We start from the raw sequence: 25849 nt of genomic DNA on the forward strand, positions 1-25849 counted from the left end.
GTCCCCCGTGGGAGGGGAGTCGGCGGCGGTGGGACACGGGTGTGGGCCGTGGTGCAGTATGGCCCGGATGCTCAGAGGACTCGTACACGTATCGGCGTGGGCGCTCGCCACGGGGGCGGCGGTGACGCTCTCGTGGTGGGGTGTGCACTCGGTGATGGCAGGCACCGCGTACGACCCGCCGCGAGCCCTGCCGATCGGCGGCGGGGCGCGCCTGTCGCCGAGCGCGACCCCGGGCGCCTCCACCGGCCCGGGCGCCTCCACCGGCCCGGACCCCTCCACCGGCCCGGGCCCTACGCGGAGCCCGTCCGCGCCGGCGGCGTCCGCGTCCGGTGCCGCCAAGGACCCGGAGGCCGGGCAGCCGCCGGGCGGACACTCGCCCTCGGCGACCGCCAAGTCGCCCACCCCGCCCGGCAGTTCGGACGATCCCACCCACTCGGGCGCGGTGCGGGGCTACAACGTCTCGGGCGGCCGGGTCGTCTTCGACCTCGGCGCCGGCTCGGCCCAACTGGTCTCCGCCACACCCGCGTCCGGGTGGCGGATGGAACGCTGGATCCAGACGGAGTGGATACGGGTCACCTTCACGCGCGGCAGCGACTCCGTCTCGGTGTTCTGCACCTGGAACGGCCATCCGCCCGCCGTGGAGATCAACGACGCCTGACGGCCGGGCGCTTCACCGGAAGGCCGACGCGGGCGGCGCGGGCGAGGGCTTGGCACTCGCGTCGCGCACCACCGCCGCGCCACCCGTGAAGTCGGCGAGCTCACGCCCGTGCTGGACGCGCCCGGGGTGCGGGTCGCCCGCGATGCGCCGGGTCAGCTCCGCCACGGGCAGGGGCACGGCCGAGCCGACGAGCACCGCGTTGCCGAACCGCTTGCCGCGCAGCACGGTCGGGTCGGCGGCGAGCGCGAGTTCGGGGAAGACGGTGGCGGCGGTGGCGATCTGGCCTCGCAGATGCGCCAGCGGCGGCCCGTCGGCGAGGTTCGCGGCGTACGTACCGCCCGGTTTGAGCACCCGGCGTACCTCGTCGAGGAATTCGGCGCTGGTCAGATGGGCGGGGGTGCGGGCCCCGCTGAACACGTCCGCGATGACCAGATCGGCCAGGGCGTCGGGGAGCTTGGCGAGCCCGGCCCGCGCGTCGCCGCCGCGCACCCGGATCCGGGCCCCGGGATCGAGCGGCAGCTCCCGGCGTACGAGCTGGACGAGCGCGGCGTCGAGTTCGACTATCTGCTGGGTGGAGCGGGGCCGGGTCGCCGCTATGTAGCGGGCCAGGGTGAAGGCGCCGCCGCCGAGGTGCAGGACGTTCAGGGGCTGTCCCGGCGCGGCGGCGAGGTCGATGACATGGCCGAGGCGGCGCTGGTACTCGAAGGTCAGCCGCTCCGGGGCGGCGAGGTCCACGTGCGACTGGGGCGCGCCGTCGAGCAGCAGGGTCCAGCCGCCCGAGCGGTCGCGGTCCGGTATGAGCTCGGCGAGACCGCCGTCCACGGCCTCCACGACGGGTTCCGGGCCCGCCCCCCGCCGCCTGCTGCTCTTCGCCATCCGGCCATTATCGACCGGCCGCGCGGGCGCCGCCCGCCCGGGGCGGGGCAGGTCAGCGGCGCTCGGGCCCGTCGGCGCGGGGGGTGGCCTCGCAGATGCCGTCGGCCGCCTTGATCATCCGGGCCGCCTCGCCGAGGGCGGCCCGCAGCAGGCCCGGGTCGGTGACCTCGGTGGCGTCCGGCGGAAGCAGCCAGCCCGAGCCGGTGACGGGCGGCTGGACGGGCAGGCCCGCGAGGCGCAGCCCGCGCCCGTTGGTCTCCGTACAGGCGCTGCCCGGCACGTCCCAGGCGGCGGCGGTGCCGGGGGGCACGAGGAAGCCGACGGTGTCGCAGGTCCCGTCGTGCAGGACCGGTCCGACGGCGGCCGGGGCGGCGCCCCGGCGGATGATGTCGACGGCCTCGAGGCCCTGGCGCGCGGGCACGGTCACCAGGTCGCAGGGTTCCTCGGCGCCCCGCGCGAACACGGGCGGGGCGCCGGCGCGCGGATACTGGACGGCGGCCGTCGGCCGCGGAGCGCGGACGGCGGAAGCGGCGGAAACAGCGGAAACGGTGAAGTCGATGTGGGCGTCGGTGTTCACGCAGTCCTCCAACAAGGCAAGCCCTCCGCGTCTTGGCGGCGTCTGGCGCTCTCCACATGGTTCAACGCCCGTGCGCGTCAAGAGGAACGGCGGCACGCCGCCGCAAAGGATGGCAGTTCATGGCGGATCGCGGGTGAGATATCCCTTTTGTAGCCAAACACTGTGTGAACACCCCGTCACAGACGGTACGTTCTTGCTCCGCACCACCCCGCCAGAGAGAGCTGTCGTGCCATGGCGCCGTCACCAGATCCCCAGGCAGACCCCCGGGTGAACGCGCGGCCCCCGGCGATGCCGCACCGGCCTCCCCCGGAACCCAACGCGGCGTTCCGGCAGTTGAGGGGCGCGCGCTCGCCCGGCGAGTTCGCGGCGGCGGTGCGGCGCGCGGCCCGCGAGATCGGCGAGCAGGTCGCCTGCGACGCCCGCTACATCGGACGCGTGGAGAACGGCGAGATCCGTTGCCCCAACTATGCGTACGAAAGGGTCTTCCGGCACATGTTCCCAGGTTTGACCCTGGCGGACTTGGGGTTCTCGGCACGGGAGACGGTACGGGGCCGAGGGGCACGCCCCCTCGCCGCCACCCCGCTGATCCGTCCGGCAGCCCGTCCCGAGCGCGAGGAGTACACGAAGTACGCGGAGTATGAAGCACACGAAGCGCACGAAGCACATGAAGCGCACGGAGCGCACGGAGCGCACGGAGCACACGGAGATCGACGTGACCACGGCGATCAACGTGACCGCAGCGGTCGCAGGGCCGACAGCGCCGATCGGGCTCACCGCCCTCACCAAGACCACCACGACCCCCGCGATTCCGGCAATTCCCGTAATCCCCACAATCACCATGACCACCGGCACCACCAGAACCACGAGGAGAGCGACGTGCTGCGTCGCGCATTCATGACGGGCTCCACCGCCACTGTGGCCGCTGTCTCGCTCGGTCTCGGCCCGGCGTCCGCACGTTCCGTCCAGCGCGTCGGTGAGGCCGAGGTGAGCGCGGTCGAGGAGGCGGTGCGCCGGATCAGACTCCTGGACGACCGGCACGGCGCGGACGGGCTCTATCAGCGTGCCGAGCAGCCACTGCGCACCGCCTACGCACTGCTCGACGCGAGCGCGGCCCGCCGTTCCACCCAGGAGCGGCTGCATTCCGGCGCGGGAGAACTGGCCATCTCCGTGGGCTGGCTCGCGCACGACTCGGGCCGCTTCGGCGAGGCCCGCTCGCACTATGCGGAAGCGCTCGCGACGGCCCGGCTCGCGGGGGACGGCGCGCTGGAGGCGCACGCGTTCTGCAACATGTCGTTCCTGGCCAGGGACATGGGCCGGCCGCGCGAGGCGATGCGGGCGGCGCAGGCGGGCGAACGGGCCGCGCGGCCGCTCGGCTCGGCCCGGCTGCTCTCGCTGCTCGCGCTGCGTGAGGCGGGCGGCTGGGCCGGGCTCGGTGACCGCTCGGCGTGCGAGGAGGCGCTGGGGCGGGCGCAGGACTTGTTCGGGCGGGGCGTCTCGGACCTCGATCCGGAGTGGATGAGCTTCTTCGTCGAGGCCGAGCTGGAGATGTTGCGGGCGCAGTGCTACTCGGCGCTGGGCGACTGGGGGCGGGCGGCGCGGCACGCTCGGCGGGCGGCGGGGCTTCAGGATCCGTACTTCACGCGGAACCTCGCGCTGTACCGGGCGGAGCTGGCCGAGGATCTGGCGCGGGCGGGGGCCCCGGCCGAATCCGCTGCGGCGGGCCATCAGGTCCTCGACCTGTTGAACCAGGTCCAGTCCACGCGCGTCCAGGCCATGCTGACGGATACGTCCCACACGCTGACCCCTCACCGCTCCTGCCCGGAGGTGGCCTCCTTCCTGGAACGCCGCACAGCCACGGCGGTCTAACGCCCCGGCTCCCTTTCCCGGCCCCTGCGGCTCGTACGTGGCTGGCCGCGCAGTCGCCCGCGCCCCTGGACAGGGTCCGTGCCGGCCCACACCGGCAACCTCAGCCCGTCATGGGGGTCCCCCCTGGCCCTTGAGGCCTTGGGGGAGATTGAGGACGAGGCCCCTTCAGGCCGAACGGGGTCTGGGGCGAAGCCCCAGGGACCCCGACTGCGGACCGTGCGTGGCTGAGCGCGCAGTTCCCCGCGACCCTGGCAGGGTCGAGTCGGCCCGCATGGACACGGCCAACGGGGCTGGGGCGGAGCCACAGGGGCCTACTGCTCGAGGTGACCCGTGTCGTTCCACCGCTCAACCGCCGGCGCCCCATACGCCCACCCCAGCACCGAAAGCGACGTCGGATCCAGCCGCACCCGCGCGGCGAAGGAGATGTCCTCGCCCAGCCACCGCGCCGCGATGGACCGCAGAATGTGCCCATGGGCGAAGACCAGCACGTCCCGCCCGGCCGACCGCGCCCACGCCACCACCTCGTCCGCCCGCGCCGAGACCTGGGCCAGGCTCTCGCCGTCCGGCACCCCGTCCCGCCAGATGAACCAGCCCGGCCGCACGGCCTGGATCTCGGGCGGCGCCATCCCCTCGTACGCCCCGTAGTCGTACTCCATCAGCGCGTCCCACGGCTCGGCCCGCTCCCCGAACCCCGCGAGCTGACACGTCTCGGCGGCCCGCACCAGCGGACTCGTACGCACCTCGACGCCGGGCAGCCCGTCCCACGGCGCGCGGTGCAGCCGCTCACCGAGCAGCTTGGCTCCGCGCCGGCCCTCCTCCAGGAGAGGAATGTCGGTCCTGCCGGTGTGCTTGCCCGCGAGCGACCACTCGGTCTGCCCGTGCCGGGCCAGCAGGATGCGCGGTGCGGCGGCTGCCATGGGTGTTCTCTCCCGATGCCGTACGAGATCTGACAAATGACGGATAACACATGACGAATACTGAAATCTGTCCGTCGTTCGACGAGCAATGGCGAGCAACGCGTCACACCTCACACCTGACGCACAACCCGTGCCGAAATACTGCCAAATGTGCCGCCACCCATCATCGCGCACCCCCCGAAGCAACCCCGAGCCGGATCCCGGCGTCTGATCCGAACACCGGGGTCATGTGCGGAGGCGACCGCTTACACCGTACGGTTGAACGCACGTCGAAAACCCGGAGGCCCCCAGCGGGCAGCCCGAGGACCAAGTGGGGGGACCCTTCCGGATGCAGTTGCCGCAGCATGCCACGCGACCGCGCTGGTGGACCGAACTCCCCCTGATCGCGCTCATCTACGGGGCGTACTCCGCGGGCCGGCTGATCGTACGCGGTGACGAGGCACGGGCCGTCGAGCACGGCCTGTCCATCCTGCGCCTGGAGAAAACGCTCCACCTCAACGCCGAGCACCCGCTGAACCGGCTGTTCACGCACACCCCGGCCGTCGGCATACCCGCCGACTTCCTCTACGCCTCACTGCACTACCTGATCACCCCGGCCATCTTGATCTGGCTGTTCCGCCGCCGCCCCGCCCAGTACCGGGCGGCCCGCGGCTGGCTGATGACGTCCACGATGCTCGGCCTCATCGGCTTCACGTTCCTGCCGACCTGCCCGCCCCGGCTGCTCCCGGCGGTGCACGGCTTCACGGACACGATGGCGCAGTACGGCTCGTACGGCTGGTGGGGCGGCGAGGCGAGCGCGCCGCGCGGCCTGGGCGGGATGACCAACCAGTTCGCGGCGATGCCCAGTCTGCACGTCGGGTGGGCGCTGTGGTGCGGGGTGATGCTGTGGCGCTTCGGCGGCGGCAAGATCGCCCGGGTCGCGGCCGTCGCGTACCCGCTGACCATCACGTTCGTGGTGATGGGCACGGCGAACCACTATCTGCTCGACGCGGTCGCGGGCGTCGCCGTCATGGGCGTCGGCCTGCTGCTCTCCAAGCCCCTGCTGCGGCTCGCGGCGCGCGTGCGTGCCCGCTTCACAGCCGCCCCTTCGGCCACCGGCGCCCCGATTGTCAGTCCTGGATGCCAGACTTCCCAGGGTGAGCCATTCCCTGGGCAGCGGACCTCCTCCGACACCCCCGCAGAAGCCGTCGACGTCACTGCGTCGAAGGCTCGCTGAGCTACGCGGCCCGGCGGCCCCCGCCCGGCCGCTGGACGCGCGGGCGCTCGCGGCCCTCGCCGCCAACCCGGGCTGCCGCAGACGCGCCCTGCTGGACGGCGCCGGGGTGGACAAGGGCGCGCTCGCGGAGGCGATCGGGTCGCCATCGGCGGCGTTCGGCCAGTCCCAGTTCGCGTTCATGCGGGGCAACGCCTTCGAGGCGAAGGTCAAGGGCGACGGCGGCACCGAGCTGCTGCGCCTGCTGTACGAGCGGATGGGCACCGGCGCCGAGCCGCCGGGCGCCGCCGCCTCACCCGACCTCGCGGCGGCCGGCCCCGAGGGCCGCGCGGCCCGCACCGCGCTCGCCCTGCGCGAGGCCACGACGGCCGGGGAATGGGCGCTGCTCGACCACCCGATGCTGGCCCTGGACGTGGCGGGCTCCCCCGCCTACCTGGAGCCGGACGCGGTGGTGGTCCATCCGGACGGCCGCTGGACCGTGGTGGAGATCAAGTCCTTCCCGATGATCGACGCGGCCGCGGACCCGTCGAAGGTCGGCGCGGCCGCCCGCCAGTCCGCCGTGTACGTCCTGGCCCTGGAGCGGGTCGCGGAGCGCACCGAGGGCGCGTCGGTGGACCACTCGGTGCTGCTCGTCTGCCCGAAGGACTTCTCCAACCTGCCGACCGCGTCGGTGATCGACGTACGCAAGCAACTGTCGGTCACGCGGCGCCAGTTGACGCGTCTGGCCCGGATCGAGGACATCGCCGACGCGCTGCCGCCTGGCACCACCTTCGAACTCGACGGCCAGTCGGGGGCCGCCCTGGCATCGGCGGTCGAGGCGGTTCCCGCGGTGTACGCGCCGGAGTGCCTGTCCGCCTGCGAGCTGGCCTTCCACTGCCGCTCCCGGGCCCGGCAGCAGGACCTGGTGACGGCGCTCGGCCGCCCGTTGCGCGGCGAGCTCGGCGCCCTGACGACCATCGGCGACGTCCTGGCGGCGGCGCGCGGCGAGGCGGGCGATCCGGCCGATCCGACGGTGGCGGCGGTGCGGCGCGCGGCCGCCCTGCGCGCGGAGGCGACCGGAGCGCGCACGGGCGCGCGCCCCGCCATGGCCCCCCCGCGCACGGCCGAGGCTGCGGGCGAAGCACCGTGCGAGGCCCCGGACAAAGCCCCGCACCGGGCCGCGCACGACCGGACCGCACCGGCGTCGGCCGCCCCCGCCGCGCCCCCCGCCCCACAGCCCCCGGCCGACGACGCGACCCCCGCCCCACAACCCGCCGCCGGCGCGCGCCCCGTCTCGCAACCCGCCGCCGCCGAGGCGACCGCCCCGGAGGGAGCGCCGTGTCGCTGATCTCCACCCTGGCCCGCCTGGAGGCCGTCGAGTGCGGCCGTGCCCAGCCGCTCGCCACCGTCCGCCACCGCCATCTGTCCGAGCGGCCGCTCGTCTTCGTGCCGCTGACCACGGCGGGCGAGGCGGGCGCGCCGCTCGGCGCCCTGGTCGGCACCGACCGCGAGGCGCCGACGCTGCTCGTGGTTCCTCAGCCCCGCGACCGCGACCTGCGTTTCGCCTTCCTCGCCGACCTCGCCGAGGCCGTCCTGCCGTACCTGGAGGCATACGCGGGCGACGTCGAGCTCACCGAGCGCTCCGAGACGGATCCGGACACGGGCAAGAAGACCAAGGTCGAGGTCGAACTGTGCGCGGACGCGCCGCAGTTGATCGTCCCCGGCCGGGGCGGCATCGACTTCGTGCGCCTGCTCGGCCGTTCGATGCGTTTTCGCCGCACCGCCGAGCAGGATCCGGACGCGCCGTATCCCGCGCCGCCCCGGGTCCCGCTGCTGGGCCGCTGGTTCACGCATTACGCCGAGCGGGCCCGCACCCCCGGCGCCGCGCTGCTGCTGGCCGCCACCGATCTGTTGAACCGGCACTGGGCGACGGGCCAGTCCAGCCTTGAGGACCAGCACCTGGGCGCCCTGCTCGCCTGGATCGACCCGCCCGCCGGGGAGTCGGGGGCGGACGCGGCGCTGCGGGCGGAGCTCGCGCGGGGCGCCGACGGCCAGCTTCTGTGTCCGCCGGCCGGCCCGGCCACCGACCCGGCGTTCGACAACCGGCTGCTGGCTCCGGCGGTGGAGCGCTACGACCGGGCCCGCCAAGCGCTCCAGGCGGCCGAGGACGGCGCGGCCGCCGATGAACGCCTGGGCCAACTGACCGCCGCCGAGCGGGAGATCCGCCGTCTGGTGGCGGCGCAGCTCAGGCCCACCTGGTCGGCGGTGTGGCGCGCCCTGGACCTGCTGCGGGAGCTGCCCGAGGGTGAGCGGGCGGCGGCGCGCTGGACGAGCGACCGCTGGTCGTTCACGGGCCACCGCGACCGGATCACCGCGGGCGAGCCGCCCCAGCCGCGCCGCGACGACGCGGTGACCGCCGCCACCAAGCTGCTGCGCCGCGAGCGCGCGCAGGCCGAGCTGGAGGCGGGCGAGGCGCTGGACGACCCGCTGGTGATGGCGGGCCGCAGGCTCGCGGGTGAGGCGTTCGCGGGTGAGGTGGTGGAGGTGACTCCGGCGTGGTCGGAGTCCAAGCGCCCCAGCCCCCGCCCGCTGATCACCCTGCGCACGCAGGACGCCCCGCACCTCGCGGAGGGCGCGAAGGTCTACCGCGCCCTGGACGGCAAGCCGCAGAAGGCCGAGTTCGTGACGTACGAACCGGAGGGCGCCGTGGTTCTGCGCGTCCTGGACAAGATGGGGCGCGGCAAGGACCCGGCGCCGGGGTCGGTGCCCGACAAGGGCGACCGGATGTGCTGGACGCTGTTCGAGCACGATCAGCGCGGCGCCCCCAAGCTGCCGGATCCCGACGCCACGCCGTGGACGCACGGCGGGCCGCCCGCGAGCGCCACCGAGGCGCCCGACCCGCTCACCCCCGAGGACCTGCTGTGACCGCCTTCGATCCGGGTACGGCCGCGGCCGAGGCCACCGACGCGATCCTCGCCGACACCCTGGGCGGCTCCTCGCGTGGCGTCGTGGTGGACTCGCCGCCGGGCGCGGGGAAGTCGACGCTGGTGGTGCGCGCCGCGCTCGAACTGGCCGCTGCGGGGCGCCCGTTGATGGTGGTCGCGCAGACCAACTCCCAGGTCGACGACCTCGTCGTACGTCTCGCCGAGAAGGCCCCCGACCTGCCGGTGGGGCGGCTGCACAGCAGCGAGAGCGACCCGTACGACAAGGTCCTCGACGATTTGGAGAACGTACGGAAGTCGTCGAAGGCGGGCGATCTGGCGGGGCTCGACGTGGTGATCTCGACGTCCGCGAAGTGGGCGCACGTCAAGGACGTCGAGCCCTGGGGGCACGCGATCGTCGACGAGGCGTACCAGATGCGTTCGGACGCGCTGCTCGCTGTGGCCGGCCTGTTCGAGCGGGCGCTGTTCGTGGGCGATCCGGGCCAGCTCGACCCGTTCGCGATCGCCGACGCCGGGCAGTGGGCGGGGCTTTCCTACGATCCGTCGGCGAGTGCGGTCTCCACACTGCTGGCGCACAACCCGGAGCTGCCGCAGCACCGGCTGCCGGTGTCGTGGCGTCTTCCGGCGTCGGCGGCGCCTTTGGTCTCCGACGCGTTCTATCCGTTCACGCCGTTTCGCAGCGGCACGGGTCACGGCGACCGGCGGCTGGCCTTCGCTGTCGCGTCGGACGGTTCGGCGGCGGACCGGGCCGTGGACGAGGCGGCGGCGTCGGGCTGGGCCCTTCTTGAGCTGCCGGCCCGGCACACCCCGCGCACCGACCCGGAGGCGGTGCGCGCGGTCGCCCTGGTCGTACGCCGTCTCCTCGACCGGGGCGGCGCGGCGACCAGCGAGCGCTCGCCGGACCCGGTCCCGCTCACCGCGGACCGGATCGCGGTCGGCACCGCGCACCGCGACCAGGCCGCGGCGGTCCGGTCGGCCCTGGCGGAGCTCGGCGTCGGCGGGGTGACGGTGGACACCGCGAACCGGTTGCAGGGGCGGGAGTTCGACGTGACGGTCGTCCTGCACCCACTGTCGGGCCGCCCCGACGCGACGGCCTTCCACCTGGAGACGGGCCGCCTGTGCGTCCTGGCCTCCCGGCACCGGCACGCCTGCGTGGTGGTGTGCCGCGCGGGCGTGACCACCCTCCTGGACGACCACCCCTCGACGGAGCCGGTCCAGCTGGGCGTGACGATGAAGTTCCCCGACGGCTGGGAGGCGAACCACGCGGTCTTGTCCCACCTGGAGGAACACCGGGTGCCCTGGCGGCGCTGACCCACGACAGCGACAACACCGCACACGCTCGGGCGGCGAGCCCACCGCCGGCCGCACAGGCAGCCGGCGCGGTCTCTACCCGACTACGCGAATATTGGCGTCCACGCATGGACTCGCGGCCCCCTCCGCTCGTAGCGTCGTGTTCGACCGGCTCACAGGGGCCAGGACGAGGGGGTTCACATCATGGCTCGTGAGGAACTGACCCGCCTTACCGGCAACGGGAACGGCAACTGCAACAAGAACGACTGTCCCAACGTCTATCGCACCGAGTCAGGCTCGTTCGTCGTCCAGGGCGACGTATCGGGAGCGTTTACCCCGCCGACCGGCGAAGGGCTCGTAGAGATCCCCGAAGAGACACTGAGGGAGGCGTTCCGTGCTCTTGGATGGTGAGGACTGGGCAGCCAAATTCCGTGACTTCCAACAGGAAGCATGGCGACTTGAGACGCTGCCGCAGTACCGCGTCCCGCAGGAAGCAGAGGAAATCGAGGCGTTCCTGGCTGGTGAACGGATCGACCCGCACGCCTACTCGAACGAGTACACCGATGACCTGAAGCGCATTCGGCGAGAGGGGAAAAGCAAGGGGCGCGTACATGTCGTCACTCGCCCTCTGTCGGACTACCTTCGTTACGAGTTCATGTACTACCGCCCTCACGCGTGGGCTGGTGAGGACATCCGCATCATGGACGTAACCGGTCGGCCCAACCCTCTCGCGGGGGTTCAAGATTTCTGGAGCTTCGATAGGTCACAGATCGTACTCATGAACTACGGGGAAGACGGAACACAGATCAGTCGGGAAGTATTCGAAGGAGACGTAACACCGTTCCTCGAATACCAGCGAATTGCCATCGCCGAGTCGGTACCCTTCGAGGAATACGTGAAGGGCCTTGACTCTTGAACCAGAGAGCCTAGGTCAGTCCAGATCGGACCTAGCGGAAGCACTACGCAGGGAGCGTAAGCGGGCCGGGCATACTCAAACCTGGCTCGCTAAGCGCTGCAACATGTCACAAACGAAGATTAGTAACATTGAGGGTGGAAAGCTCACCCCTACCATCGTTGACGTTGAGCTGATCCTCGAAGCACTCCAAGCAGGAGGAAAGCTAGTCCCAGAGATTCTGGCTCTCGCGCGGACGGCGAACACTGAGTGGCAAGACGACTGGTCGTCCCTACGGCGGGGACTCGACAAGAAGCAGAACGAGCTAGCTCGCCTTGAGAACGTCACCCGAGAGTTCCGCTACTTCCTGCCCACGATGATCACGAGCCTCCTGGCGACGCCCGAGTACATCCGAGCAAGCGTCTCCCGGAACTCTGGCGACATGTCCAAGACGGTCGCCAAGAAGGTGGAGCGTCAGCGCGTCCTACTTGACGACTCGAAACGGTTCACGTTTCTACTGACTGAGCAGGCCGTTCGGTGGCCACTCGTCAAGCCCGTCGCCATGGGAATGCAACTCGATCATCTGGCGTCCGTGTCGCGCATCCCAACTGTACGACTCGGCGTAATCCCTCTCGGTCTCACGCCTATCGCGGAAACACCCCTGAACGTATTCACGTGCTACGACCGTCGCCTAGTTACCGTTGAGACCGCCACCGGCGCCCTCGTCCTTCGCGACCACAGAGACGTGAATGCGTACCGGGAAGACTTCGACAGATACGAGCAGTACGCCTTGTTCGATGACGCTTGCCGCGCCCTGTTGTCCGAGTGGGCAGAGATATTTACCCGACAACGCCCATAAGGGCGAGTTCTATGCACCACCGGGTCGACACTTCTCGGGCGTGCCAAAGACGCCGACGAGAGGGAAGCCATGACCAGTCCGCTCAAGTACCCGCGCCCCCCGGTGGAGTTGGCCGGGGCGGTGGAGGCATACCTGTACGACTGCGCGCCGGCCGATGGGTGCGGGGTGTGTGCCGCGCTCGCGCGGGAGTTGGAAGAGGCGAAGGCGGCCAAGAAGTGGAGCGCGGCGTACGACGCCGCGGCGGAGGTCCGCCGCAACCACCCTCACCCGAATCGGGTGAGGTAGTGGAGATGCGGGAATGGCGCGACGCCTGGGACCGCGCCCAGCACGCCACCGACGCGCTCAGGGAAGCCCTGGACGGGATGGGGGCCGGCGCGACGCGTACGGCGCACCTGCGGCCCACGGTGAGCCGCAAGGGGACGGCCTGGGTCGACGTGGGCCAGCTCCCGGCGTACCTGGCCGAGCGGGTCGCCGAGGTGATCCGGGCCGGGAGCCTCGACCACGTGGGCCCGTCGTGAGCGAGCTTGCGGCGTACACGCCCGAGGAGTTGAGCCCGGACGAATCGCTTGCGGTGCTGTACCGGCTCGCCCTGAGCATCGCCGCAGAAAATGGCTCCGTCATCACGACCGGCGCCCGAGGGCTGGGGCCATACGCCTTCATGGCCGAGGTACGTCGACTGGGCACGATTCGCCTGCCGCCCCTGACCTGATGTGCGCCTGAACCTCCGCTCTTTCCATGGTCGCGGCGGCGCGATGTGGCAGGAGCGGACCGCATTCCCCCGACCGGACAACCGCGTAGGGACAGGACGTGTCCCGTCTGAGCCGACGTGCTCAGGCTCCCGGCCCGGCCCGCCCCCCAACTGGGGATGTTGCCCTGGGCAGTGAGAGCAGACCGCTTCGGGCCCAGGGAAGCCGGAGCACAAACACCCAGCACGACGGCGCGGGGACCGCTTCCCCGCATGCACGGCGAAGGGCTAGGCACGGTGAGCGCAATCCCCGAGTTCGAGTTCCGCACGTCCAGCGCGTGCAAGTACGGCAGCAGCAACAAGCTGTGTGCCGAGGTGGCGACCAACGTTCCCGGCACGGTCGCGGTCCGCAACTCCGCGACGGGCCAGACGGTCGAGTTCACCGCCGTCGAGTGGGCGGACTTCCTTCCCGGTGCCGAGCCGGGCGAGTTCGACGTCACGGCGTAGGGAGTCGTCATGCAGCAGCGCCCCTTGTGCGGCCCTAGCACGGAGCGCGATCCGGAACACTCGGGAGTGATGCGCTGCATGTCGTGCTGGGGAGTGTGGGCACTGCCGCTTGATCAACGGTGCCGAGGCGTGGGCACCCCGTTCCCGGGACCGGACCGGAGCTGACCGGTTCCGTGATCGTGTGCCAGGGGCCAACGGATATAGGGGGACCGCAGGCGTTGCATCCACAGGGAGCTCAGGTACTGGCCGTTCTTCACGGCGTACTCACGGAAGGTCCCGATTTCGGTGAAGCCGAACTTGCGGTGCAGGGCCACCGACACGTCGTTCGGCAGGGCGATGCCGGCGAGGGCGACATGCACCGGTTCGTCGGCCAGGAGGCCGAAGAGCGCACGGTAGAGGGCGGTTCCCAGCCCCCGTCCTCTGCTGTCCTCGCCGAGTCCGATGCTCACCTCGACCGTTTCCCGGAAAGCGTCCTGATCGCGGTAGCACTGGCTACAGGCATAACCGAGAACCTGGTTGCCGCGACGGGCGACGAGCATCCGGTACGGACCCGTCTCCGCGAACTGAGCGAACCAGTCCCGCCGCTCCTCCATGCGATGCGGTCCGGTGGCGAACCGGGCGTGCGAGGTCGCGGCCATGTGATCCTGGATGGCGACGACCCCGGGCAGATCATCCGTAGTCGCAGGGACGAGTTCCACAGCAGTCTCGTAAATCTCGTGCACGAGAGGCTCCTCACCTCGACGGGGATGTCATACCGGCACGCTATGGGCGCCTTCGGCCCCGCAGAACCCCATGATCGGAAGGCGCTGGCCATAGGCTGCACCTATGGCCCTGGAACTCGCGGACCTGCGTGTCTTCGTCACCGCCGCATCCGTCGGCTCGCTGTCGGCCGCAGCACGTGAGCTGCGCGTCGCGCAACCGTCCGTCAGCGAGCGGCTGCGCCGACTGGAACGGCTCGTCGGTCAGCCACTGCTCGACCGCTCCAGCCGAGGAGTGTCGCTGACGCCTGCGGGGGAACGGCTGCTGCCCCACGCGGAGCGGTGTCTGGATCTGGCGGCCCGGGCCCTGGACATCGCACGGGAGGACGGCACCCAAGGCACCCTGCACATGACCACCCACGCCGGCTACGCGCCGCTGGCCGTCCCCTTCGTCATCGGTGCCCTGCAACCGCTCGGATACGCCGTCGTGGTCGACGACCAGCACAGTCAGGACGCACTCCAACGGGTGGCGGTGGGCGCGACCGACATCGCCATCACACTGCCGATGCCGCACGCTCACGAGGTACGGCTGCACCCGTTCCGCAGTGAGCCGGTCATCGCGGTCTGTCACCCGGACCACCCGCTCACGGCGGGCCCCTGCGACATTGCGGGGCTGAGCGGCCACCCCCTCGCCGTGAACCTCTGGGGCAGCGGTGCGCGGCTCTTTCACGAACTGCTCCTGGACGCCCCCACCCGCGCGCATCAGCTCTACCGCGTCAGTTCCGCCGAGACGGCAGCCGATCTCGCGCGCTCCGGGCAGGCCGTCGCCGTCCTCACCCGCGCCACGGTCGACCGCGACCTCGCCGCCCGCACCCTGGTCGAACTCGACGTGAGCGACATGCCCGAATGGCACGTCCACCTCATGGCGGCCCACCACCGCGAACGCGCCGCCGAGCCCGCCATCGCTGCCGTGATCAACGCCCTGGGCCACCTCAAGTCCTGACCCACCGCACCCACGGACACCACCACGCGGGAAACGACCCCGCCCCACGCATCACCAGCCTCGTCCAAGCCGTCCTCGCTCTGCACCTGCACCGCGGGCCACCCGGCGCGCGCCCGCGCGTGCCCGCCCCCGCCGGGCCCCCTTGCGCGCACGCGGGAGAATGGACGGTGGCCCAGGGCGCCCGGACCCTGTGCGTCGACCTGCCCTGGGAGGACAGACATGCCGGAGCACGAGCGGAACGAGGAGCGGCAGCGGCTGAGGCCCGCGCCGCTGCTCTTCGAGCCTTCCGAGGCGACCGCCGACCCGGAGCACTTCTTCGATCTGGAGTCCATGGACGACCCCCGGGCGCTCCTGTCGCGCGCCACCGAGCTCGCGCTCGCCTTCCGGGCGGCCGCCGACCGCGCGGTGGAGTTCCAGGCGGTCGCGGCGGCCCAGCTCGCCGACCCGCGCCGCTTCGACCGCCTCACCCCCGCCGACGTGGCGGAACGGGCGCAGTGGACCGAGGACTACGCGAAGAAGATGATCGAGTTCGGCCGGGATCTGATGCGGGGAAGCGACCTGGCGTAGCCCCGGGGAGTCCCCCTTCAAACCCGGCCGCGCGACGGGCGGGCCCTGGCCCCGAGGCCCCGGCACCCTGCGCGACCACCCCGTACGGCCCGCTCCCCAGTCGGCCCCCACTTCCCTTGACCACGCGCCCCGGGCATATGCCGGGCCGCAAGATACGCCTTCCCGCCCCGCCCTGTCCCGGTTTCCGCCAAGCCGCCGGGGCCGGGCCGACGCGGCCGGTAGACGTAGAGCATGAGCAGCGGCAACGGCAACGGCGGGAGCAGCGGCGTGCGGCAGACGGAGACGGGTGGCGGCCACCTCACGGCGGTGAGCCCGCGCGGCGGCGGCCCCGCCGGCCACGACGACACCCTCGACGTCTTCCGTCTGCTGCGGGACGAGGGGTGTCACCAGGCCGGGGAGGTGACCTCGGCAGGGGCGGCCTGGCTGGCGTCCGCCTGTGGGCATCCGCGCAGCACGCTCGCACTGTGGGAGGCCCGGCCCACCGCGCCCGGCGTGGTGTCCTGCGGTTCGGTCTTCGACGTGGTCAACGTGCCGTCGATCTTCGGACGCCGCATGCTCGACCGGCTGTGGGCGGAGGGGCCCGGCTCGGGGCCCGTCGCGGTCCACCGGGGCCGCATGCTCCTGTTCGCCGCCCCCGGGACCGCGCAGCGTCTGCCCTCGCTCCTGGAGTGGGAGGAGTGGTACGGGCCCGACGCCACCGTGCCCCCGCTGCTGTGCCACGGCGCCGGTGACGCCGTCACCGTCCCGGCGCTGGTGCCCCCGGGGCGGGAGAGCTCCGGCGCGGCCCGCTGGCTGGTCGCGCCGGACACCCGCCGCCCCTGGTTGCCGGGGCCGGACGTCCTGCTGTGGGCGTGCGTGCGGGCCGCCAGGAACGAGGCCGTGGACGCGTCCCGGTTATCGATTTTTCCTCGCGAGGATCAGGATGCTAATGTCTACGACGTCAGCAGGCGCCGCTAGCTCAGTTGGTTAGAGCAGCTGACTCTTAATCAGCGGGTCCGGGGTTCGAGTCCCTGGCGGCGCACCGACGGAAGAAGCCCCTCGCGCGAGCGGGGGGCTTTTTCGTGCCCCGGGCGGGATCCTTGGAGCGTCACCGGGGGCAGCCAGCGCGGGCCCGGCGAGGCGGCCCGGCGGGACAGGCCCCGTGAGGCGGCCCGGCGGGACGGGCGCGGCGAGGCGGCCCAGCGGGACTGGTCCAATGAGGCAACCCCGTGAGGCGGGCCCAGCGGGACGGGCCCGATGAGGCAACCCCGTGAGGCGGGCCCAGCGGGACGGGCCCGATGAGGCAACCCCGCGAGCCAGGCCCAGCGGGACGGGCCCGATGAGGCAACCCCGCGAGCCAGGCCCAGCGGGACGGGCGCGGCGAGGCGGCCCCGGAGGCAGCCCGGTGACAGCAGCCCAAGGCGGCGGACCCCGGCGCGGCCGACCCCGGCACGCGGGCGACCCCGCACGCGCGACCCCGGTGCGCGGTGACCCCCGCACGCGGCGCCCCCCAGGCAGGGCCGGGGCGCGCCAGGGTCGGCAGGAGACCTCCGCGTCAGTGGGAGATCTTCACCGTCCACGCGCCCGATTTCGTCCGCCCCTCCGCCTCGATCCTGATCCCCTCGCCCGGCACGGTGAACGTCTCGCCCACGCCCACCGGCGCGTCCGCGAGCGCCGGGTAGACCGACTTCTCCCAGCACGCCTCCGTGTCGGGATGTGCGTCCAGCACCTCCACCGGGCCGCCGCCGGACCCGGATCCGCTGCGCACCCGGTAGACCAGGAGCCCCGACGCGCAGCTCGCCCGGTCGAGGCCCGCCGGTTCGCGCGCCTCGATGGCGATGGCGCGGTCCTCGCCGGTGCGGACCACCGCGAGCCGCTTGCCCGCGCCCGCCTTCGCGGGGGACGCGGACAGTGGCTCCAGGGTGATCCGGCTCGTGCCGTCGCCGCTCACGCAGCCGACCTCGCGCCGGTCGATCCAGCCGAGCTTCCACTTCTGCCAGGCGAACAGGTCGGGCGCCGTGCCGAACTGACTGCCCATCACATCCCAGTCGCCGACGTACGTGTCCCAGTCGCCGCTCTTGCCGTCCTGCGGCCGGTGGTAGAGGTCGGGCAGGTCGAAGACGTGCCCGGTCTCGTGGGCCAGCACATTGCGGTCCGGCGGGTGGTGCTCGAAGACCGTCACGACCCGGTTGATGTCGCGGCCGTCGGCGCGCACGGGCCGGTCGAAGTTGACCACCTTGGTGGCGTCCGAGTCGACGCCGGGCGCGTCCGGATCGGCGACCAGATAGACGATGTCGTACCGAGAGAAGTCCGTCGTGGGGTCGGCCGCCCGGATCGCGTCCGTGAGGTACCGGGTGCGCTGGGCGGGGTCCCAGTCCCGCTCCATGCGGTACGAGGTCGACGCGGCCGGCATCCGCACCCAGCGTCGCTGCGGCTCGGCGTCGAGCCGGAACTTCCCGTACGAGGCCTGCTCGAAGAAGCGGCTGGTGGCGGGGAAGTAGTCGGCGGCCAGGTCCTTGGGGTCGGTGACGGGCCGGGAGTCGGGGAAGGACAGGAACACCATGACCGCCTTCAGGGCGCGCACCGGGCGCGGGTAGGCGGAGTTCCAGCTGTCGACGCCGAGCGAGTGGTGGGCGTCGGTCCTCGGCAGGGCACACGGCAGCACCGGGGAGTCCGCCGCCACGGCGGGACCCGACACCAGGGAGATGGCGGCGAGCGCCATGAAGGAGGTGAGCGCGGCGGCCGCGCTGCGCAGCCGGACACGCTCCACTCCCCCGGGTGTCTGCTGACCCTGCACGGCGACCTCCGGAAGCGGGTTGCGGGACATCCCGCCCACTTTGTGCAGATTTACAGAGTTATGCCATGTTTTGCTGGCCCGGAAGGGTGAGGGGTGCGACACCCCGGCTGATATACAGAAAGTCACGAGTGGTCACCGACGGACGGAGCCCGGCCACACCCGCGCAGAAACGATCGGTCAACGATCGACGGAGAACGTCGGGTGCTCTTGATCACGACGGTGACGCTGGATCGCGCCGTGCGCCAGCCTCTATGATCGGCACACTTTCCTGCGTGGATCCGGCCTCTTGGGGCCGTCGTCCACCCCGGCCGAAGACCCCGGCCACCTCCGTACTACCTCTGCACAACTCGAATGCACTGCGGGAGCCAGCGGTGAGCGGAACCTCCGAAGGACCGGGTCGCGCACCCGGGACCATCCGGCCGCCCGTCACAGAGCGTCATACGGACCGGATCGCGGGCGCCGTGGCGGAGCGCCCCCCGGAAAGCCCCGGACGCCCCCTGTCCGAGCATCCCCCCGACCCCTCCCCCTCCGCCCCGGCCGGCCCCGCCCGCGCCCCCGGTGCGCACGCCGCCTCCGCCCCGCGCGACTACCAGGCCGCCTTCAACGCCGCCCACCTCGCGATGGCCGTCGTCGACCGCGAGGGAAGCGTCGTCGCCGCCAACGACGCCCTCGCCGAACTCCTCGGCACCGACCCGGCCTCCCTGCGCGAGCAGGACGCCGCCGACCTCGTCGACCTCGCCGCCGACCACCGCACCTGGCACGCCTACCGCGAGGTACTGCGCGGCGCCCGCAACCGCTTCCGCTGCACCCGCCGCCTCAAACACCCCGACGGGCACTCGCTGTGGGCCGAGGTCACCGTCGCCCCCGTCCCCGACAGCGCCAGCGTGCTGCTGTCCATCGCCGACATCAGCGACCGGCGCGAACTCCAGGCCCGCCTGCGCCACCTCCAGATGCACGACCCGGTGACCCGCCTGCCCAACCGCACCCTGTTCTTCGAGCGGCTGACCTCCGCCCTTGAGGCGTCCCCGTACGACAACGGCGGCACCGGCCGGATCGGGATCTGCTACCTCGACCTCGACGGGTTCAAGGCGGTCAACGACACGCTCGGGCACCGCGTCGGGGACCGGCTGCTCAGCGCGGTCGCGGCGCGCCTGATGGAGTGCGCCGACCAGTCCGGCTACGCGCGCGGCGGCGGTCACCTGGTGGCGCGGCTCGGCGGCGACGAGTTCGCGGTCCTGGTCGAGGACTCCACGGGGACCGAGCAGCTGGCCGAGCTCGCCCGTTCCGTACTGAACGCGTTGCAGCGGCCCTTCGACCTCGCGGGCCAGCGCCTGTCGGTGTCGGCCTCGATCGGGGTGGTGGAGCGGGCCGGCGCCGGCACCACGGCGACCGGCCTCATGCAGGCCGCCGACACCACGCTGTACTGGGCGAAGGCCGACGGCAAGGCCCGCTGGACGCTCTTCGACCCCGAGCGCAACGCCCACCGCATGACCCGCCAGGCCCTGTCCTCCACGCTCCGGCCGGCCGTGGAGCGCGGCGAGTTCACCCTGGAGTACCAGCCGCTGGTGGGCATGGCCGACGGGGTCGTGCACGGCGTGGAGGCGCTGGTCCGCTGGAACCACCCGCAATTCGGGCTGCTTCCGCCGAATCGGTTCATCCAGATCGCCGAGGAGGACGGCTCGGTGGTGCAGCTCGGGCGCTGGGTGCTGCGCACCGCGTGCCGGCAGGCCAGGCGCTGGCAGATCGAGCACCCGGACGTGCCGCCGGTCTTCGTGAGCGTCAATGTCGCGGTGCGCCAGGTGTGGGACTCCGACCTGGTGGCGGACGTCGCGGAAATCCTGGAAGAAACCCAACTGAGCCCGGATCTGCTCCAGTTGGAGCTGACCGAGTCCGCGGTGATGGGCTCGGCCGGCCGTCCGCTCCAGGCCCTTCAGGCACTGTCCGACATGGGCGTGAACATCGCGATCGACGACTTCGGGACCGGGTACTCCAACCTCGCCTATCTGAGCCGGCTGCCCGTCTCCGTCCTCAAACTGGACGGCTCCTTCGTACGCGGCTTCCAGTACGACGAGGGCGGCGCGCACCCGAGCCCCGCCGACGAGACCATCGTCGAGGCCATGGTCCAGCTCGCCCACCGGCTCGGGCTCACCGTCACCGCCGAGTGCGTGGAGACCGCCGAGCAGGCGACCCGGCTCGCCCGGATCGGCTGCGACACCGGCCAGGGCTGGCACTACTCACGGGCCGTCGCGCCGGAGCGCATCGCCATGATGATCGGCCTCAGCGCGCAGGAGGTCTGAGGCGGCGGGAGGTCTGGGCTTGCGAGAGCCCTGAGCTTGCGGGAGGCCCATACGCCCGCGCGCCCGCCCCGCCCCCGGGGAGGAGGGCGGAGCGGGCGCGGGGCGGGGTGGCGGTGCGGGTTCGGCGGACTCAGCAGGCGCCGAGGTCCTGCCAGACGCCCCACTGTCCGGTGGTGCCGGGCTGCTCGCCCTTCGTCCACCACTGGGCTTTCCAGTTGTGACCGCCGTAGGAGACCTGGCTGCCGCCGGTGTAGGTGGCGCCGCTGTCCCACGCGGTGGCGGTGCAGCCGCCGGGCGTCGGGGAGGGGCTGGTGGTGGCGGTCGGAGTCGGCGACGGCGAGGGGGAGTTGGTGGCCGTGGGCGTCGGGTCCGGGGTCGAGGAGGGCGAGGAGCCGACCGCGTCCACGATCTGGTTGAGCAGGGTCGTCTTGTCGTCGAGCCCGAGCAGGCTGTACATCATGGCGCCGGCCAGGCCGCGCTGGTGGGCGTAGTCGGCGCGGGCCTGGATGGACTGCTTGTCGAGGCCGGTGAAGAACTCGCCGTCCTTGTAGAAGTACGAGGCCTTCGCGTCGGCGTCCCAGAAGGTGGTCGCCGGGTTGTCGACGATGCCGCCGAGCTCCTTGTAGAGCGCGGTGCCCGCGACCTGACTGGTCGGCCGGGCGTTGGAGGGCCCGGTCGCACTCTGGCCGAGGCCGTTGTTGGTGGCGGGGACGCCCTTCCAGCCCCGGTAGTAGAACTCGTACCCCAGCGTGATCTTGTTGGCGGGGAAGCCGCCGGCTATGCCGTAGGCGGGGTTGCCGTCGATCCAGGAGTCGATCGCGTTGGAGATCGAGTACTTCTGGGTGCCCGGCTTGATGACGTCCGTGGGGTCGTTGGGCGGCGAGACCAGCGGGGACTGGTGGTAGGCGGGTCCCGTCGCGTTCCAGGCGCCGTGCATGTCGTACGTCATGATGTTGGCGTAGTCGAGGGACGCGCCGATCTTGTCCGTCTCGATGTTCTTGATCTTGTCCTGGCCGGCCGGGAGCGCCGCCGTCAGGAGGTAGTGCTTGCCGCCGTGCGCGGAGCCGTACGCGTCGAGCTGCTTGCGGAACTCGGCGAGCAGGGCGGTGTAGTTGGCCTTGTCCTCGGCGCCGTAGTGGTTGCCTAGGTGGCCGTCGGGCGAGCCCGGGTACTCCCAGTCGATGTCGACGCCGTCGAAGATCCCGGCCGCCGCGCCGGCGCCGCCGTACCCGCCGTCGACCGGCAGGTTGCCGGCGATGTACTGGTCGATGCAGGACGACACGAACTTCTTGCGGCTGGCGTCGGTGAGGGCCGCGTCGTGGAAGTACTTGGAGTACGTCCAGCCGCCGATCGAGATGTTGATTTTCAGCTTGGGGTACTTCGCCTTCAGCTCCTTGAACTGGTTGAAGACGCCCACGATGGGCTGGTTCCAGGTGTCTGCGACGCCGCTCACGCTGTCGGCGGCCGAGAACGACTTCTGGTAGTCGGCGAACGAATCGCCCGCGCCGTCACCGGCGTTGGGGTTGTTGTCGTCGCCCGCCGCCTTGTTCGCCTCGAAGCAGGTGAGGTTGGTGGGGTCGATGTTGCCGAACGAGTAGTTCAGGACGTCGAGTTTGCCGGCGATGCCGCGGGTGTCGAGGTGCTTGGGGTAGAAGGCGTTCCCGTACACGCTCCACTGGTCGTAGTACGCGATCTTCACGCCGCCGGTGGAGGGCGCGGCGGCGGCGCCCTGGGCGGAGCTCTGGGCGGAGTCGGCGGCGGACGCGGTGCCGAGGCCCGCGAAGGCGGCCAGGGCGCCGGCGGTGAGCACGGCGGTGCTCAGGGCGGCGACGAGGGGGGTGCGGCGGGGCAAGTCGGCCTCCGGGGGGGTGGGGCGCGGGGTGCGGAATGGGCGGGTGAGGAATTAGTAGCGACCCTGTCCGGGTCACGTCAATGGTCTGAACCAAATAAGGACTAGACCAATCGCGCCACGACTCCCCAGCGCCGGCCCCCAGTTGCCCCGGTCTGCCCCATGCCGGCCCCGCACTCGCGCAGTTCCCCGCGCCCCTGGCGGGATCGATGCCGGCCCGTGTGCACGTACCCCGGCTGCGGGCCGTGCGTGGCTGGGCGCGCAGTTCCCCGCGCCCCTGACTACTCGGCGCCGGCCCGCATGCGCATCCTCAGCCCCGCGCCCGGCAGGGTCCGTGCTGGCCCTCATGGGCAACCTCAGCCTGTCCGGCGATTGAGGACGAGCGCGTTCAGCGCGAATGGGGTCTGGGGCGGAGCCCCAGGGGCCCCGGCTGCGGACCGTGGGCGCTTCTCGCGCAGTTCCCCGCGCCCCTGGCAGGGTCCGCGCCGGCCCGCGTGCGCATCCTCAGCCCCGCTCCCGGCAGGGTCCGCGCCGGCCCGCATGCGCATCCTCAGCCCCGCCCCCGGCAGGGGCCGGCACGGGATACCCGACCCCGTCCGGGTCAGGAGGGCAGGGTGGGGAGGTCGTACGCGTCGGCGATCAGGGCGTACGAGCGGACCCGCACATCCGGCCCGTGCGCGTTCGCCGTGATCATCAGCTCGTCCGCCCCCGTCCGCTTCTGGAGGTCGTCGAGCCCCGCCCGCACCTCCTGACCCGTACCGGAGATGACGTTCGCGAGCCAGCCGTCCACGAACTCCCGCTCCAGCGCGCTGAAGTGGTACGCCTCGGCCTCCTCGGGCGTCGGCACGAGGCCCGGGCGCCCGGTGCGCAGCCGGACCATCGACAGCGCGTTGGTCAGCGTCTGGCGCCGCGCCTCGCGCTCGTCGTCCGCCGCCAGCGCGGAGACGCCGATCAGGGCGTACGGCGCGTCCAGGAGCTCCGAGGGCCGGAAGGAGTCGCGGTAGAGGTCGAGCGCGGGCACCGTGTTCGCCGCCGAGAAGTGGTGGGCGAAGGCGAAGGGCAGGCCGAGCGCCCCGGCCAGGCGGGCGCTGAAGCCGGAGGAGCCGAGCAGCCAGATGGGCGGCCGGGCCGAGGGACCCTGCACGGGGCCCGGGACCGCGTGGATGCGGGCGTAGGGGTGCCCGTCGGGGAAGTCGTTGTCGAGGAAACGGGTCAGCTCGGCGAGCTGCTGGGGGAAGTCCTCGGCGCCCGAGTGGAGGGGGGTCCCCCCTGCTCGAGCGGAGCCGAGAGCTTGGGGGATGTCCGTGCGGCGCAGCGCCGCCGCCGTCGCGCCGTCCGTGCCGGGCGCACGCCCGAGCCCGAGGTCGATACGGCCCGGCGCCATCGCCTCCAGCGTGCCGAACTGCTCGGCGATCACCAGCGGCGCGTGGTTGGGCAGCATCACGCCGCCCGAGCCGAGCCGGATGCGCGAGGTGTGCGCGGCGAGGTGGGCCAGGATCACGGCGGGCGCGGACGAGGCGACCCCGGGCATGGAGTGGTGCTCGGCCACCCAGTGCCGGTGGAAGCCGCGCCGCTCGGCGCACCGGGAGATCTCCACGCTGGTGGCGAGCGCCCGGTGCGCGGTGTAGCCGGCGCCCACCGTCACCAGGTCGAGTACGGACAGGGGTACGGGCGCGGCGCCGAGCGCCGTCCCACGTATCGCATCCACGTCCACCGCTCCACGCCTCCAGGTCGTCATCACACGCGTCGACATCACACGCGCCGTCATCATCGTCGTCACACGCGTACGCATCCGCGCACCCCCGGGACAACAGGAGGCACACTCCGTTTATTCCCGGCCGCCCCCGGGGGGCCTCCGCGCGCCGGACACGGGCGGAGCCCGGCCCGTCCGCTCACGCGGGGCCGGGGAAACATCCGCTCACGCGGGGCCAGGGAAACATCCGCCCACGTGGGCCCGGGGAAACATGGGTACGACATCCCTCATGACTGAGCCGAGCGAACTGAGCGGCCTGACGGCACGTCAACTGCTGGCCGGCTACCGGGCCAAGGCTTTCTCGCCCACCGAGGCCACCCGCGCGGTCCTGGCCCGCGCCGAAGAGGTCAGGACCCGCCTCAACGCCTTCGTACGCGTCGATCACGAGTCCGCCCTCGCCCAGGCCCGCGCCGCCACGGAGCGCTGGCATTCCTCGGAGCCGAAAGGTCTGCTCGACGGGGTTCCGGTGTCGGTCAAGGACCTGCTCCTCCAGGCGGGCGGCCCCACCCTTCGGGGCTCCAACACCACTTCTGAGAAAGGGGGTTGGGACGAGGACGCCCCGGCCGTCGCGCGCCTGCGCGAGCACGGCGCGGTGCTCATCGGCAAGACGGCGACGCCCGAGTTCGGCTGGAAGGGCGTCACCGATTCCCCGCGCACCGGCGTCACCCGCAACCCCCACGACCCCGCGCGCACGGCGGGCGGATCCAGCGGCGGCAGCGCGGCGGCGGTCGCGGCGGGAGCGGGGCCGCTGTCGCTCGGCACGGACGGCGGGGGCTCGATCCGCATCCCGGCGTCGTTCTGCGGGGTCGTCGGGCTCAAGCCCACCTACGGCCGGGTCCCCCTGTACCCCGCGAGCCCCTTCGGCGCCCTCTCCCACGTGGGCCCCATCGCCCGGGACGCGGCGGACGCCGCGCTGCTCCTCGACGTCATCAGCGGCGCGGACGAGCGGGACCCGACCGCGCTCGAACCCCCCGCCCGCTCGTGCGCGAACGCGCTCGCCGAGGACGCGGCGTCCGGCGTCAAAGGCCTGCGGATCGCCTACTCGGCCTCCTTCGGCGGGCAGGTCGCGGTGCGCCCCGAGGTGGCGGCCGCGGTGCGGGCGGCGGTGACCCGGCTCGCCGGTCTCGGCGCGTACGTGGAAGAGGCCGACCCCGACTTCGCCGACCCGGTCGAGGTCTTCCAGGCGCTGTGGAACGCGGGGGCGGCCCGCCTGGTCGGCCAAGTCGCCCTGGACAAGCGCCAGTTGATCGACCCGGGGCTGCGGGCGATCGCGGCGCGCGGCGCCCGGCTCTCGGCCCTCGATCTGCTCGCCGCACAGGACGCGCGCCTTGAGCTCGCCCGGCGCATGGCCCGTTTCCACCGGCGCTACGACCTCCTGGTGACCCCGACCTTGCCGCTGACCGCCTTCGCGGCGGGCCGCGAGGCGCCGGCGGGGGCGTCGCCGCACGGCTGGACGGGCTGGACGCCGTTCACGTATCCGTTCAACCTCACCCAGCAGCCGGCGACGACCGTGCCCGTCGGCGCCGACACCGACGGGCTTGCGATCGGCCTCCAGCTGATCGCCGCGCGCCACGGCGACGCCGTGGTCCTGCGCGCGGCCGCTGCCGTCCTGGGCGCCCCGATGGGGTGAGCCCGGGGCGCGGGC

Annotated in this window: 24 protein-coding genes, 1 tRNA gene and 1 pseudogene; 19 read left to right on the top strand and 7 right to left on the bottom strand. The window is 72.4% G+C overall.

Features of this window, described 5'->3' with window-relative positions; all coding sequences use genetic code 11:
- The first annotated feature begins 67 nt into the window (after positions 1–67).
- Complete coding sequence (locus ABR738_RS15295) at positions 68–658, top strand: hypothetical protein (RefSeq protein ID WP_350230531.1); 591 nt, start codon at positions 68–70, stop codon at positions 656–658.
- Between the two features lie 12 nt (positions 659–670).
- Here ABR738_RS15295 and ABR738_RS15300 read toward each other — a convergent pair whose 3' ends face one another.
- Entirely contained in the window at positions 671–1534 is an 864-nt protein-coding gene (locus ABR738_RS15300; protein WP_350230532.1) for a spermidine synthase, read from the bottom strand.
- A gap of 52 nt (positions 1535–1586) precedes the next feature.
- Positions 1587–1997 (bottom strand): hypothetical protein, encoded by a 411-nt coding sequence (locus tag ABR738_RS15305; RefSeq protein ID WP_350234585.1) that lies wholly within the window; start codon positions 1995–1997, stop codon positions 1587–1589.
- 402 nt (positions 1998–2399) lie between these two features.
- Here ABR738_RS15305 and ABR738_RS15310 point away from each other — a divergent pair, with 402 nt between their 5' ends.
- A complete protein-coding gene (locus tag ABR738_RS15310) occupies positions 2400–3977 on the top strand; it encodes an NsdA family TPR-like regulatory protein (RefSeq protein ID WP_350234586.1) in 1578 nt (525 codons plus the stop codon).
- Positions 3978–4288: 311 nt separating this feature from the next.
- On the opposite strand, the gene ABR738_RS15315 is transcribed toward ABR738_RS15310, so the two are convergent.
- Positions 4289–4894, bottom strand: a complete 606-nt coding sequence (locus ABR738_RS15315) for a histidine phosphatase family protein (protein WP_350230533.1) — start codon at positions 4892–4894, stop codon at positions 4289–4291.
- Positions 4895–5222: 328 nt separating this feature from the next.
- On the opposite strand from ABR738_RS15315, the gene ABR738_RS15320 reads away from it, so the two are divergent.
- The 11 genes and pseudogenes from ABR738_RS15320 to ABR738_RS15370 all read left to right on the top strand — a co-directional run bounded on the left by ABR738_RS15320 (position 5223) and on the right by ABR738_RS15370 (position 13261).
- The gene (locus tag ABR738_RS15320; protein ID WP_350230534.1) at positions 5223–6110 is read left to right on the top strand and encodes a phosphatase PAP2 family protein; all 888 of its coding nucleotides are present in this window, start codon (positions 5223–5225) and stop codon (positions 6108–6110) included.
- Positions 6031–7185 (top strand): annotated as a pseudogene (locus tag ABR738_RS15325) (hypothetical protein); the annotation flags it as partial. The gene ABR738_RS15320 and the pseudogene ABR738_RS15325, both read left to right, overlap by 80 nt.
- A gap of 239 nt (positions 7186–7424) precedes the next feature.
- Complete coding sequence (locus ABR738_RS15330) at positions 7425–9011, top strand: hypothetical protein (RefSeq protein ID WP_350230536.1); 1587 nt, start codon at positions 7425–7427, stop codon at positions 9009–9011.
- Entirely contained in the window at positions 9008–10339 is a 1332-nt protein-coding gene (locus ABR738_RS15335; RefSeq protein WP_350230537.1) for an AAA domain-containing protein, read from the top strand. The genes ABR738_RS15330 and ABR738_RS15335 overlap by 4 nt, the downstream gene beginning before the upstream one ends.
- A gap of 183 nt (positions 10340–10522) precedes the next feature.
- The gene (locus tag ABR738_RS15340) at positions 10523–10729 is read left to right on the top strand and encodes a hypothetical protein (protein WP_350230538.1); all 207 of its coding nucleotides are present in this window, start codon (positions 10523–10525) and stop codon (positions 10727–10729) included.
- Entirely contained in the window at positions 10713–11234 is a 522-nt protein-coding gene (locus ABR738_RS15345; RefSeq protein ID WP_350230539.1) for a DUF6879 family protein, read from the top strand. The genes ABR738_RS15340 and ABR738_RS15345 overlap by 17 nt, the downstream gene beginning before the upstream one ends.
- Entirely contained in the window at positions 11224–12069 is an 846-nt protein-coding gene (locus ABR738_RS15350) for a helix-turn-helix domain-containing protein (protein WP_350230540.1), read from the top strand. Before ABR738_RS15345 ends, ABR738_RS15350 begins: the two co-directional genes overlap by 11 nt.
- Positions 12070–12138: 69 nt before the next feature.
- Positions 12139–12354: a hypothetical protein gene (locus ABR738_RS15355; protein WP_350230541.1), complete on the top strand. Its 216-nt coding sequence runs from the start codon at positions 12139–12141 to the stop codon at positions 12352–12354.
- A gap of 5 nt (positions 12355–12359) precedes the next feature.
- Positions 12360–12587, top strand: a complete 228-nt coding sequence (locus tag ABR738_RS15360) for a hypothetical protein (protein ID WP_350230542.1) — start codon at positions 12360–12362, stop codon at positions 12585–12587.
- On the top strand, positions 12584–12778 hold the full coding sequence (locus ABR738_RS15365) for a hypothetical protein (RefSeq protein ID WP_350230543.1): 195 nt from the start codon (positions 12584–12586) through the stop codon (positions 12776–12778). The genes ABR738_RS15360 and ABR738_RS15365 overlap by 4 nt, the downstream gene beginning before the upstream one ends.
- A 273-nt stretch (positions 12779–13051) precedes the next feature.
- The gene (locus tag ABR738_RS15370; RefSeq protein ID WP_350230544.1) at positions 13052–13261 is read left to right on the top strand and encodes a DUF397 domain-containing protein; all 210 of its coding nucleotides are present in this window, start codon (positions 13052–13054) and stop codon (positions 13259–13261) included.
- 113 nt (positions 13262–13374) lie between these two features.
- Here the strand turns inward: ABR738_RS15370 and ABR738_RS15375 are convergent, their stop codons facing one another.
- Complete coding sequence (locus ABR738_RS15375) at positions 13375–13983, bottom strand: GNAT family N-acetyltransferase (RefSeq protein ID WP_350230545.1); 609 nt, start codon at positions 13981–13983, stop codon at positions 13375–13377.
- A gap of 103 nt (positions 13984–14086) precedes the next feature.
- Here ABR738_RS15375 and ABR738_RS15380 point away from each other — a divergent pair, with 103 nt between their 5' ends.
- The 4 genes from ABR738_RS15380 to ABR738_RS15395 all read left to right on the top strand — a co-directional run bounded on the left by ABR738_RS15380 (position 14087) and on the right by ABR738_RS15395 (position 16550).
- A complete protein-coding gene (locus ABR738_RS15380) occupies positions 14087–14962 on the top strand; it encodes a LysR family transcriptional regulator (protein ID WP_350230546.1) in 876 nt (291 codons plus the stop codon).
- Between the two features lie 219 nt (positions 14963–15181).
- Positions 15182–15529 carry a DUF8844 domain-containing protein gene (locus ABR738_RS15385; RefSeq protein ID WP_350230547.1) on the top strand — a complete coding sequence of 116 codons (348 nt, stop codon included), beginning with the start codon at positions 15182–15184 and terminating at the stop codon, positions 15527–15529.
- Between the two features lie 231 nt (positions 15530–15760).
- Entirely contained in the window at positions 15761–16486 is a 726-nt protein-coding gene (locus ABR738_RS15390; RefSeq protein WP_350230548.1) for a bifunctional DNA primase/polymerase, read from the top strand.
- Positions 16477–16550, top strand: a tRNA-Lys gene (locus ABR738_RS15395). Before ABR738_RS15390 ends, ABR738_RS15395 begins: the two co-directional genes overlap by 10 nt.
- Positions 16551–17063: 513 nt before the next feature.
- On the opposite strand, the gene ABR738_RS15400 is transcribed toward ABR738_RS15395, so the two are convergent.
- Positions 17064–18335: a M6 family metalloprotease domain-containing protein gene (locus tag ABR738_RS15400; RefSeq protein WP_350230549.1), complete on the bottom strand. Its 1272-nt coding sequence runs from the start codon at positions 18333–18335 to the stop codon at positions 17064–17066.
- A gap of 341 nt (positions 18336–18676) precedes the next feature.
- On the opposite strand from ABR738_RS15400, the gene ABR738_RS15405 reads away from it, so the two are divergent.
- The gene (locus tag ABR738_RS15405) at positions 18677–20602 is read left to right on the top strand and encodes a putative bifunctional diguanylate cyclase/phosphodiesterase (RefSeq protein ID WP_350230550.1); all 1926 of its coding nucleotides are present in this window, start codon (positions 18677–18679) and stop codon (positions 20600–20602) included.
- Between the two features lie 130 nt (positions 20603–20732).
- Here ABR738_RS15405 and ABR738_RS15410 read toward each other — a convergent pair whose 3' ends face one another.
- Positions 20733–22454 carry a glycosyl hydrolase family 18 protein gene (locus ABR738_RS15410; RefSeq protein ID WP_350230551.1) on the bottom strand — a complete coding sequence of 574 codons (1722 nt, stop codon included), beginning with the start codon at positions 22452–22454 and terminating at the stop codon, positions 20733–20735.
- Between the two features lie 598 nt (positions 22455–23052).
- Entirely contained in the window at positions 23053–24189 is a 1137-nt protein-coding gene (locus tag ABR738_RS15415; protein WP_350234587.1) for an LLM class flavin-dependent oxidoreductase, read from the bottom strand.
- Positions 24190–24433: 244 nt separating this feature from the next.
- On the opposite strand from ABR738_RS15415, the gene ABR738_RS15420 reads away from it, so the two are divergent.
- A complete protein-coding gene (locus tag ABR738_RS15420; RefSeq protein ID WP_350230552.1) occupies positions 24434–25834 on the top strand; it encodes an amidase in 1401 nt (466 codons plus the stop codon).
- Positions 25835–25849: the final 15 nt, after the last annotated feature.

It is taken from the genome of Streptomyces sp. Edi4 (assembly GCF_040253615.1).
Lineage (GTDB): Bacteria > Actinomycetota > Actinomycetes > Streptomycetales > Streptomycetaceae > Streptomyces.